This window comes from Rhizobacter sp. P2_H2 (genome assembly GCF_056403375.1).
Genome location: NZ_JBFUFP010001839.1, coordinates 1 through 535, shown reverse-complemented (window position 1 = coordinate 535; position 535 = coordinate 1). Strand labels below are relative to the sequence as shown.

At 72.5% G+C, this 535-nt stretch carries 1 protein-coding gene; it reads right to left on the bottom strand.

The genetic code is table 11. The features are described from left to right. Nucleotides 1-442 (bottom strand): DUF4131 domain-containing protein (locus AC1D15_RS36520; RefSeq protein WP_477829935.1); only part of this gene is annotated, 442 nt, incomplete at its 3' end. Nucleotides 443-535 lie beyond the last annotated feature (93 nt).

Below are 535 nucleotides of genomic sequence, written 5' to 3'. Positions count from 1 at the left end.
GGCCATCATCGTGCCAGCCCTTGTACCAGCCGAGCGAGACGAGCGGTGGCACGGCCACCGGCTCGCCGCGCCGGCGCGCGTCGTCGACCTCGAAGCGGAACTGCAGCCCGGACGGGGTGTGGTCGGGCAGGCTCGCGACAGTGCCGGTGAGGACGAGGTCGTCGCCTTCGAGCGCGGCGGGCAGCGCATCGGCCAGGCGCAACGCGGCGCGCAGGTCGGAAGCGGCAAATCCCGCAACCGATGCGGCGATCGATGCGGCCAGCACGCCGAGCAGTGCGCCGCGGCGCCAGCGCCAGGCGAGCATCGTGCAGGAGAGGCAGGCCACGAGCAGCAGCGCCGTGCCCCAGGCCGGCTGGACAGCCTGCTGCTGGAGCTGCCATGCGACGCCCAGCAGCCATGCGACCGTGATCCCCGCAAGGTACAGCCCGCCTTGTCTGTGCATCGGGCCAGTGTAGAGGCCCGCGGCGTGGCTTCAGCCTGCGAACACGCGCGCCGCCAGCGCGTCGTTGCGCGAAACAGGCGCGGTCTTCGCGTA